Source organism: Nocardioides ferulae, assembly GCF_003660455.1.
GTDB lineage: Bacteria > Actinomycetota > Actinomycetes > Propionibacteriales > Nocardioidaceae > Nocardioides > Nocardioides ferulae.
The window spans coordinates 591,684-602,000 of the sequence record NZ_QZVR01000002.1; the positions used below are offsets into that span (position 1 = coordinate 591,684).

Below are 10,317 nucleotides of genomic sequence, written 5' to 3' on the forward strand. Positions count from 1 at the left end.
GCGGTCCGGCCCCTTCGCGGCACTCAGTGGAACGTGCCGAAGCCCTCACGCTGGAGCAGCATCGTCAGTCCGCCGTTCCAGAACGAGAAGCCTGCCCCGGTGATCATCGCCAGGTCGAGGTCCTCGGGAGCGGCGACGACGCCCTCGTCGAGCATCAGGCGCGCCTCCTCGGCCAGCCCGGCCAGGGTGCGGCGGCGCACCTCGGCGGCGTCGAGCACCTCCGGGTTCGCCGGCTTCTCCAGCAGCGCCTCGACCTCGGGGTCGATCGCGCCGTCGGGACCGTAGTAGGAGCCCTTGCGGGCCTCGACCACGCGCTGGAGGGCGGGGGAGACGTAGAACCGGTCGGGGAACGCCCGGTGCAGGGTCTCGTTGTTGTGCAGCGCGATCGCCGGGCCGACCAGCGAGAGCAGCACGAACGGCGGCATCGGGGCGACCCCGGCGAACGCGCCGTCGACCACCGGCACCGGGGTGCCGGCGTCGGCGATCCGGCCGACCTCGCTCATGAACCGGCCGAGCAGCCGGTTGGCGATGAACGAGGGGCTGTCCTTGACCAGGATCGTGGTCTTCTTCAGCGCCTTGCCGGTCGCGAACGCGGTGGCCAGCGCGGCGTCGTCGGTCTGCTCGCCCTTGACGATCTCGAGCAGCGGCATCACCGCGACCGGGTTGAAGAAGTGGAAGCCCACGACCCGCTCGGGGTGCTCCAGGTCGGCGGCCATCTCGGTGATCGACAGCGAGGAGGTGTTCGTCGCCAGGATGCACTCGGGCGAGACCGCCTTCTCGACGTCGGCGAACACCGCCTTCTTGACCGACATCTCCTCGAAGACAGCCTCGATCACGAAGTCGGCGTCGGCGAAGACCTCGCCCTTGTCGACGGCGCCGGTGACCAGGCCCTTGAACCGGTTCGCCTTGTCGGCGTTGATCCGGCCCTTGGCCAGCAGCTTGTCGATCTCGGCGTGCACGTAGCCCACGCCCTTGTCGACCCGCTCCTGGTCGAGGTCGGTGAGGACCACCGGCACCTGCAGCCGGCGCACGAACAGCAGCGCCAGCTGCGAGGCCATCAGACCCGCCCCGACGATGCCGACCTTGCCCACCGGGCGGGCCAGCGACCGGTCGGGCGCGCCGGCCGGACGCTTGGCGCGCTTCTGCACGAGGTCGAACGAGTAGAGGCTGGCCAGCAGCTCGGGGGTCTGCGACATCGCCTCGAGCGCATCGTTCTCGGCGGCGAACCCCTCGTCGCGGGTCGCGGTCTTGGCACCGGCGATCAGCTCGACCGCCTTGCGTGCCGCCGGGCTGGCGCCGCCGGTCTTGGCCTGCACGATGCCCTCGGCGCGCGCCACGGCGGCGTCCCACGCCTCGCCGCGGTCGACCTCGGGCCGCTCGACGGTCTCGGCGCCGGTCAGCACCCGGGCCGCCCACAGCAGCGACTGCTCGAGGAAGTCGGCGCCCGAGAAGCAGGCGTCGGCCAGGCCGAGCCCGAAGGCGGCCTTGCCGCCGAGCGTCTTGCCGTTGTTAAGCGGGTTCTCGACGATCACGGTGACCGCCTTGTCGGCGCCGATCAGGTTCGGCACCAGGTAGGCACCGCCCCAGCCGGGCACGAGACCGAGCATGACCTCGGGGAGGCCCAGCGCCGGCGCGGAGTCCATCACCGTGCGGTAGTCGCAGTGCAGCGCGACCTCGAGGCCGCCACCCAGTGCGAGGCCGTTGACGAAGCCGAACGACGGCTTGCCACCGTCGCCGAGCTTGCGGAAGACCGCGTGGCCGAGCTCGGCCACGACGCGCACCGCGTCGGGACCGCCACCGGAGATGCTGGTCAGGTCGGCGCCGGCGGCCAGGATGAACGGCTTACCGGTCACGCCCAGCGAGGTGATCTCGTCGTCGGCGAGGGCGGCGTCGATCGCGGTGTTCAGCTCGATGAGCGACCGCGGGCCGAACGTGTTCGGCTTGGTGTGGTCCTCGCCGTTGTCGAGGGTGATCAGGCCCATCACGCCGGCAGGCTTGCCGTCGACCGGCGGCAGGGTCACCTTGCGCAGGTGTGCCCGGGTGACGCGCTCGGCGTCGGAGGAGATCTCCTGGGCGCGGGCGAGCAAGGGCGTCAGGTCGCTCATCGGACGTCTCCTCCAGTGATGGTCTCGGCAGGCTCGACCACCGAGTCTCCGTTGTAGTGCGGGTTCTCCCAGATGACCGTGGCGCCCATGCCGAGGCCGACGCACATGGTGGTCAGGCCGTAGCGCACCTCGGGGCGCTCCTCGAACTGGCGGGCCAGCTGGTTCATCAGCCGGACGCCGGAGGAGGCCAGCGGGTGGCCCATCGCGATCGCGCCGCCGTAGGGGTTGACCCGCGGGTCGTCGTCGGCGATGCCGAAGTGCTCCAGGAACGCCAGCACCTGCACCGCGAACGCCTCGTTGACCTCGAACGCGTCGATGTCGTCGATGGTCAGGCCGGCCTGCTTGAGCGCCTTCTCGGTCGAGGGGATCGGGCCGGCGCCCATTACCTCGGGCTCGACACCGACGAACGAATAGGACACCAGCCGCATCTTGACCGGCAGGCCGAGCTCGCGGGCGGTCTCCTCGTCGGCCAGCAGCGCCGCGGTGGCGCCGTCGTTGATGCCCGCGGCGTTGCCGGCGGTCACCTTGCCGTGGGCGCGGAACGGGGTCTTCAGCCCGGCGAGGGACTCCATCGTGGTGCCCGGCCGCATCGGCTCGTCGGTGGTGGCGAGGCCCCAGCCGAGCTCGGCCGAACGGGTCGCCACCGGCACCAGGTCGGGCTGGATCTTGCCGGCGTCGTACGCCGCGGCGGTCTTGCTCTGGGAGCGCACCGCGTAGGCGTCGACCCGCTCCTTGGTGATCGAGGGGTAGCGGTCGTGCAGGTTCTCGGCGGTCTTGCCCATGACCAGCGCCTCGGTGTCGACCAGGCGCTCCGCGACGATCCGCGGGTTGGGGTCGACGCCCTCGCCCATCGGGTGCCGGCCCATGTGCTCGACGCCACCGGCGATGGCGACGTCGTAGGAGCCGAACGCGATGCCGGCCGCGGTGGTGGTCACCGCGGTCATCGCGCCCGCGCACATCCGGTCGATCGAGTAGCCCGGCACGGAGTTGGGCAGCCCCGAGAGCAGGGCGGCGGTGCGGCCGATGGTCAGGCCCTGGTCGCCGATCTGGGTGGTCGCGGCGACCGCGACCTCGTCGACCCGCTCCGGGGACAGCGAGGGGTTGCGGCGGAGCAGCTCGCGGATGCACTTGACGACGAGGTCGTCGGCGCGGGTCTCGGCGTACTGGCCCTTGGCCTTGCCGAAGGGGGTGCGTACGCCGTCGACGAAGACGACTTCTCGCAGCTGTCGGGACGCTGTCGGCACGACGGTCTCCTCTGATGGCTCGGTGATTGGTTCGGGGGTGCTGGGGGTGACTGGTCGGACGGCGCACAGGTTACCCCGCAGTAACCAATGGGAATACCCGGGGACCACGCCGTGCTGGACCCACGGCCGACCCCGGACCTCTGCGATGATCCGCAAGGCCCCGCAAGCTGAAGACAGGAAGGACCATCGCCCGTGTCCCCCGAATCCCGCCTGGTGCACATCGTCGACCACGTGCGTGGCCTCGACGACCGCCCGGAGGAGCAGGCCGGCGACGCCCCCGCCGAGCTGGTCATGGTCGTGGTCCTCGACGGCTTCCTCGACGCCGGCAACGCCGCGGCCCGCGCCGCCCGCCACCTGGTCGAGACCTCCGGGGAGGCCCCGGTCGTGGCGACCTTCGACGTCGACGTCTTCCACGACTACCGCGCCCGGCGCCCGGCGATCTCCTTCGTCCGCGACCACTACGAGGGCTACGACGCCCCGCGGCTCGTGGTCCGCCTGCTCCACGACAGCGCCGGCACCCCCTACCTGCTCCTGCAGGGCCCCGAGCCCGACAACCGCTGGGAGGCGTTCTGCCGGGCCGTGCAGGAGGTCGTCGAGCGGTTCGGCGTGACCCGCACCATCTCGGTCGGCTCGGTGCCGATGGCGGTGCCGCACACCCGGCCGATCGCGATCACCCACCACGCCAACGACGCCGACTTGCTGGTGGGCGAGAGCCCCTGGCGCGGCGAGCTGCGCATCCCCAGCAGCGCCCAGGCACTGCTCGAGGTGCGGCTGGGGGAGTGGGGGCACCCCGCGATGGGGTTCGTCGCCCACATCCCGCACTACCTGGCCCAGCTCGACTACCCGCGAGCCTCGACCGCGCTGCTGGAGCAGGTCGAGATCGCCGGCCGGCTGATGGTCGACCTGACCGCGCTGCGCACCGACACCGAGGCCCGCGACGCCGAGATCGCCGCCTACCTGGTCGCCAACACCGAGGTGGCCGACGTGGTCACCGCGCTGGAGCAGCAGTACGACGCGTTCGCGCGCTCGGAGGAGAACGGCGGCAACCTGCTGGCCGACGACGAGCCGCTGCCCACCGGCGACGAGATCGGCCAGCAGTTCGAGCGGTTCCTCGCCGGCCTGGACGGATCCGAGGGGCCCGACGGCCCCGGCGAGCCGGGCACCGACGGCCCGGGGCAGGACTGAGCCGATGCCCAAGGACGCCGACGAGCTGATCGCGCTGCTCGACCTGGAGGCGATCGACGACGACCTCTTCCGCGGGCGGCAGCTGCCCTCCGCGCTGCCGCGGGTCTTCGGCGGCCAGGTCGCTGCACAGGCCCTGGTCGCCGGTGCCCGCACGGTCGACCCGGCGTACGTCGTGCACTCGCTGCACTCCTACTTCCTGCAGCCCGGCGACCCGGGGGCGCCGATCATCTTCGACGTGGAGAACCTCCGCGACGGTCGCACGTTCGCGACCCGCAGGGTGCTCGGCCGTCAGCACGGTCGGCCGATCTACGCCCAGACGCTGGAGTTCATGCGCCCAGAGGACGGCCTGGACCACCAGGACCCGATGCCGCAGGTGCCGGGCCCCGACGACTCGATCGACCCGTGGGCCGGCCACCGCGAGCGGCAGCGCGACCCGGCGCAGCGCGACGTCGACGTCTCCGAGGACGAATGGGGTGCGGTCGAGCTGCGCTACGTCGGCAGCTCCGCCGACGACCTGCTTCCTCCCGACGACCGGCACCCGGGCCGCCAGGCGTTCTGGCTGCGCGTGTCCGGGCCGCTGCCCGACGACCCGCTGACCCAGGTCGCCGCCTTCACCTACCTCTCCGACATGACGATCATGGGTGCCGCCCTGGCTCCGCACGGTCTGCGGATGGGCGCCCCGGGGCTGCAGGCCGCGTCGTTGGACCACACGATCTGGTTCCACCGGCCGTTCCGGGCCGACCAGTGGTGGCTCTACCACCAGGTCTCCCCGTCGGCGTCCGGCGGGCGGGGGCTGATCCACGGGCGGGTCTTCACCCCCGACGGCACCCTGGTCGCCAGCGTCGCCCAGGAGGCGCTGTTGCGGCAGCGCTCCTGAATCCCGCCACCTCACCGACACCCGAAAGGCAGCCCGTGCCCGAGTCCGTCCCGGAGCTCCTCGTCCTGCTCGATCTCGAGGACATCGACCTCGACCTGTTCCGCGGCCGCCAGCCCGACTCCGCCCGCGAGCGGGTGTACGGCGGGCAGGTCGCGGCGCAGGCGCTGGTCGCCGCGGTGCGCACGGTCGACCCCGAGTTCGCGCTGCACTCGCTGCACTCCTACTTCCTGCTGCCCGGCGACTACGCGGTGCCGGTCGTCTACGACGTCGAGCGCATCCGCGACGGACGGTCGTTCCTGACCCGGCGGGTGGTCGCACGGCAGCACGGGCGCCCGATCTACTACCAGACGTTGAACTTCCAGCGGCCCGAGGAGGGCTTCGACCACCAGGAGCCGATGCCGCAGGTGGCGCCGCCCGACGCCGGCTGGGACATGATCGAGATGCTGCGCGGTCGCCAGGACGCGGAGTCCCAGGAGCTGGGCCGGGAGTGGTCGGTCATCGACGTGCGCTACCTCGGCAACTCCTCGGCCGGGCTCGAGCCCGACCCGCTGCACCCCTCGCAGGCCCGGATGTGGATGCGGGTGCGCGACGAGCTGCCTGCCGACCCGCAGTCGCACCTCGCCTCGTTCGCCTACGCCAGCGACATCTCGCTGCTGGGGGCGTCGCTGGCGGTGCACGGGGTGCGCCCCGGTCAGGCGCAGATGGCCTCGCTGGACCACACGATCTGGTTCCACCGTCCCTTCCGGGCCGACCGGTGGTGGCTCTACGACCAGTGGTCGCCGTCGGCGTCGGGGGCGCGCGGGTTCTCGCTCGGCCGGGTGTTCACCGAGGACGGCACCCTGGTCGCGACCGTCGCCCAGGAGGGGCTGATCCGGCCCCGGAGGCGCTGACCGGTCAGCTCGCGGACTGCTCGGCCTCGGCGAGCCAGGTCTCGAAGGTCATCGGGTGGTCGGGGTCGGACCCCGCTCTGGGGCTGACGTCCTGCCCGACGATCTGGCGCTGGTAGGCGAGGAACTGCCGACGGGGGTAGGTCTGTTGGCGCAGCGACTGTCGCGCGCTGGCCTCGGACCTCGGCTCTGAGATGGTCACCCGCTGGCGATACCCCGTGCCGGGCAGACCATGCGCCGTCCTACGGCGCGATCCGCGTCACAGGGCGGTGGTCCGCCCCGCCAGGTGCGGGGCGCCGCTCGTGGGGCTGCTCAAAGAGAAGGCGTAGCCCCCCTCGACGGGCCGGGCGCCGAAGGCCACCGTGCCGGGCAGCAGGATCGGCTTCTTGAAGGCGACCTCGACCCGCACCGCGTCCGGCAGCCGGTTCTCCAGCGCCGCGACGCAGCGGGCCTTGCTCCACATGCCGTGGGCGATCTGGCGGGGGAAGCCGAGGGCCTTGGCGGTGAGCGGGTAGAGGTGGATCGGGTTGTGGTCGCCGGAGACCGCGGCGTAGCGGCGGCCCAGGTCGCCGGAGAGCCTCCAGTGCGGGCCGCCGGGCGGCACGTCGGGGAACGCGGCGCCGGCCGGGGCCGTGTCGTCGCCCCGCCCGCGGCGCAGGTAGGTCGAGGTGCTCGACCAGACGGTCCCGCCGTCGCCGTCGCAGACCTCGGTGACGAACTCCAGGACCGTGCCCTTCGGGTGCGGCATCGGGGCGCCGACCCGGGCCTGGACCCGCAGGGTCTCGCCGACGGCGATCCGCCGGTGCTGGGTGATGGCGTTCTCCAGGTGCACGGTGCCGATGGCCGGGAACGGGAACGCCGGGTCGCTCATGATCGCCATGTGCAGCCCGAACGCGAGCAGGTGCGGGTAGGTGAGCGGCACGACGTCCTTCGCCGGGAAGCCGCACACCGCGGCGTACGCGTCGACCTGGCCGCGCTCGACCGTGACCGGCGGCCGCCGGTAGGCCAGACCGGTGAAGGCCGACGCGGAGCCCTTGCGCACCCCCGGCAGCCGGCCCACGACGGGCAGGGAGGGCAGCGCCGCACGCAGCAGGGTGCCGACCCCGCCGGGTTCGCCGGCGAGCAGCTTGACGTCGGGCTCGGTCATCTCAGGCTCCCAGCATCATCTGGCCGCACACCCGGACCACGTTGCCGTTGACGGCGGTCGAGGCGGGGTTGGCGTACCAGGCGATGGTCTCCGCCACGTCGACGGGCAGCCCGCCCTGGGCCATCGCGTTGAGGCGCTGGCCGACCTCGCGGGTCGCGAACGGCACCGCCGCGGTCATCTGGGTGACGATGAAGCCCGGGGCGACGGCGTTGATCGTGATGCCGTCGCCGAGCTCGTCGGCGAGGGAGTCGACGAAGCCGATCACCCCGGCCTTGGACGCGGCGTAGTTGGTCTGGCCGACGTTGCCCGCGATGCCGGCGATCGACGCGACGCCGACGATGCGCCCGTTGGCGTTCACCACGCCCTGCTCGAGCAGCTCGCGGGTGATCCGCTCCGGCGCGGTGAGGTTCACCGCGACCACGGAGTCCCAGCGGTCCTCGCCCATGTTCGCCAGCTTCTTGTCGCGGGTGATGCCGGCGTTGTGCACGACGACGTCGACCCCGCCGTGCTTCTCCGACAGGTGGTGGGCGATGCGCTGCGGAGCGTCCTTGCCGGTGATGTCGAGGGTGAGCCAGTCGCCGTCGAGCTCGCGCATCAGCGCCTGCAGCTCGCTGGCGGCCTGGGGCACGTCGACGCCGACCACGGTGGCGCCGTCGCGGTGCAGCACTCGGGCGATCTGCTCGCCGATGCCGCGGCTCGCGCCGGTGACCAGCGCGACCTTCCCGGCGAGCGGTCGCTGCCAGTCGACCTCCTGCGCCGCGGCGGTGGCGCCGTGGGCGCCGACCCGCACCACCTGGCCGGAGACGTAGGCCGACTTGGGCGAGAGCAGGAAGCCCAGCGTCGAGGTCACGGCGTCCTCCGCGCCCTCCGCGACGTAGACGAGCTGCACGGTGCCGCCGCGGCCGATCTCCTTGCCGAGGCTGCGGGTGAAGCCCTCGAGCGCGCGCTGCGCCACCCGGGCCGGCCCCGTGAGCTGCTCGGGCGGGGTGCCGAGCACGACCACCCGGGGGCAGCTCTCGAGCCGGCGCAGCAGCGGGGTGAAGAAGTCGCGCAGGGCGACCAGCTCGGCGGAGTTGGTCAGCCCGGTGGCGTCGAAGACGAGCCCCTTGAACCTCTGGGGGGCGGTCTCGTCCGCGGCCGCCGCCACCTCGGTCGTGGTGGCGATGCCGAGGCCGTCGAGCAGCCCGGGCAGCCGGTCCACGAGCCGGCCGGTGCCGCCGAGCGCCACGGTGCCCCGGACCAGCGGGTCGCCGGCGGTGTAGCGCTCGAGGGCGGTGGGGTCGGGCAGCCCGAGGTTCTTGACCAGCAGCCTGCCGATCGGGGAGCTGGTGAAGCTCTGGTACCGGTCGCTCATGTCGAAGACGTCCTCCGGGTCTGGTGGCGGGTCGGGTCGCGGGTCTGGTGCGTGCGAGACCGCGTGTCGAGACGGTGCGACTGCCATGTAACTGGACGTGTAACTCAGAGTCCATATTTCGTGACGTGCCCCTCATGCCCTTCTCCGGCGCGGGGGGTCGTGGCAAGGATAGGAGCCATGCAGACCACCACTCGTCGCGTCGCCGTGCTCGGCGGCAACCGGATCCCGTTCGCCCGGTCCAACTCCGTCTACTCGACCGCCTCGAACCAGGACATGCTCACCGCGGCCCTCGACGGTCTCGTCGACCGGTTCGGCCTGGCCGGCGAGGAGCTGGGCGAGGTCGTCGCCGGTGCCGTGCTCAAGCACTCGCGCGACTTCAACCTCGCCCGTGAGGCCGTGCTCGGCTCGAAGCTGTCGCCGCGGACGCCCGCCACCGACATCCAGCAGGCCTGCGGCACCGGCCTGCAGGCCGCCTTCTCCGTGGCCAACAAGATCGCCCTGGGCCAGATCGACTCCGGTGTGGCCGGCGGCTCCGACACCACCTCCGACGCCCCGATCGCCGTGGGGGAGGGGCTGCGCAAGATCCTGCTCGAGGCGAACCGCGCCAAGGACCTCAAGGACCGCCTGGCCGCCCTGGCCAAGGTCCGCCCTGCCCACCTGGTGCCGTCGATCCCGCAGAACGGCGAGCCGCGCACCGGCCTGTCCATGGGCGAGCACGCCGCGCTCACCGCCCTGGAGTGGCAGGTGAGCCGCGAGGAGCAGGACGAGCTCGCCGCCTCCTCCCACCAGAAGCTGGCCGCCGCCTACGACGCCGGCTGGCTCGACGACCAGATCACGCCGTTCCGCGGCCTGGAGCGCGACAACAACCTGCGCCCGGACTCCTCGGCGGAGAAGCTCGCCAAGCTCAAGCCGGTCTTCGGCAAGGGCGAGGCCGCCACCATGACCGCCGGCAACTCCACGCCGCTCACCGACGGCGCCTCGGCGGTGCTGCTCGGCTCCGAGGACTGGGCCGCCGAGAGGGGGCTCGAGCCGCTGGCCTACCTGCGCACCTACGACACCGCCGCGGTCGACTACGTGCACGGCGGCGAGGGGCTGCTGATGGCGCCGGCGTACGCCGTCTCGCGGATGCTCGAGCGCGAGGGACTCTCGCTCCAGGACTTCGACTACTACGAGATCCACGAGGCGTTCGCCTCCCAGGTGCTGTCCACGCTCAAGGCCTGGGAGGACCCGGTCTTCTGCAAGGAGCGGCTGGGCCGCGACGAGCCGCTCGGCGCGATCGACCGCGACAAGCTCAACGTGCACGGGTCCTCGCTCGCCGCCGGGCACCCCTTCGCCGCGACCGGGGGCCGCATCCTCAACGTGGCGGCGAAGCTGCTCGCCGAACGCGGCTCGGGCCGGGTGCTGATCTCGATCTGCGCCGCCGGTGGTCAGGGCGTGGTGGCGATCCTGGAGCGCTAGGTGTGATGCCCAGGCACGTTGGTCGAGATCCTGCGACGACACGGTCTGACCTGTAGATGG

General features: G+C 72.3%; 9 protein-coding genes. 4 read left to right on the top strand and 5 right to left on the bottom strand.

The window, feature by feature from the left end:
* Positions 1-23: 23 nt before the first annotated feature.
* Positions 24-2,105 (bottom strand): 3-hydroxyacyl-CoA dehydrogenase NAD-binding domain-containing protein, encoded by a 2,082-nt coding sequence (locus tag D6B71_RS05830; RefSeq protein WP_121252865.1) that lies wholly within the window; start codon positions 2,103-2,105, stop codon positions 24-26.
* Positions 2,102-3,349 carry a thiolase family protein gene (locus D6B71_RS05835; protein WP_121252867.1) on the bottom strand — a complete coding sequence of 416 codons (1,248 nt, stop codon included), beginning with the start codon at positions 3,347-3,349 and terminating at the stop codon, positions 2,102-2,104. Before D6B71_RS05835 ends, D6B71_RS05830 begins: the two co-directional genes overlap by 4 nt.
* A 192-nt stretch (positions 3,350-3,541) precedes the next feature.
* Here D6B71_RS05835 and D6B71_RS05840 point away from each other — a divergent pair, with 192 nt between their 5' ends.
* From D6B71_RS05840 to D6B71_RS05850, 3 genes are read left to right on the top strand one after another with little or no spacing between them, the layout of a single operon-like run.
* Positions 3,542-4,534 carry a PAC2 family protein gene (locus D6B71_RS05840; RefSeq protein WP_121252869.1) on the top strand — a complete coding sequence of 331 codons (993 nt, stop codon included), beginning with the start codon at positions 3,542-3,544 and terminating at the stop codon, positions 4,532-4,534.
* 4 nt (positions 4,535-4,538) lie between these two features.
* A complete protein-coding gene (locus D6B71_RS05845) occupies positions 4,539-5,411 on the top strand; it encodes an acyl-CoA thioesterase (RefSeq protein ID WP_121252871.1) in 873 nt (290 codons plus the stop codon).
* A 35-nt stretch (positions 5,412-5,446) separates the two neighbouring features.
* Positions 5,447-6,301 (top strand): acyl-CoA thioesterase, encoded by an 855-nt coding sequence (locus tag D6B71_RS05850; RefSeq protein WP_121252873.1) that lies wholly within the window; start codon positions 5,447-5,449, stop codon positions 6,299-6,301.
* Positions 6,302-6,305: 4 nt separating this feature from the next.
* Here the strand turns inward: D6B71_RS05850 and D6B71_RS05855 are convergent, their stop codons facing one another.
* The 3 genes from D6B71_RS05855 to D6B71_RS05865 are packed head-to-tail and all read right to left on the bottom strand — an operon-like array spanning position 6,306 to position 8,799.
* Positions 6,306-6,500: a hypothetical protein gene (locus tag D6B71_RS05855; RefSeq protein ID WP_121252875.1), complete on the bottom strand. Its 195-nt coding sequence runs from the start codon at positions 6,498-6,500 to the stop codon at positions 6,306-6,308.
* Positions 6,501-6,557: 57 nt separating this feature from the next.
* Entirely contained in the window at positions 6,558-7,445 is an 888-nt protein-coding gene (locus tag D6B71_RS05860; protein ID WP_121252877.1) for a MaoC family dehydratase, read from the bottom strand.
* A 1-nt stretch (position 7,446) separates the two neighbouring features.
* On the bottom strand, positions 7,447-8,799 hold the full coding sequence (locus D6B71_RS05865; protein WP_121252879.1) for a 3-oxoacyl-ACP reductase: 1,353 nt from the start codon (positions 8,797-8,799) through the stop codon (positions 7,447-7,449).
* A gap of 177 nt (positions 8,800-8,976) precedes the next feature.
* Here D6B71_RS05865 and D6B71_RS05870 point away from each other — a divergent pair, with 177 nt between their 5' ends.
* A complete protein-coding gene (locus tag D6B71_RS05870; RefSeq protein ID WP_121252881.1) occupies positions 8,977-10,257 on the top strand; it encodes an acetyl-CoA C-acetyltransferase in 1,281 nt (426 codons plus the stop codon).
* Positions 10,258-10,317 lie beyond the last annotated feature (60 nt).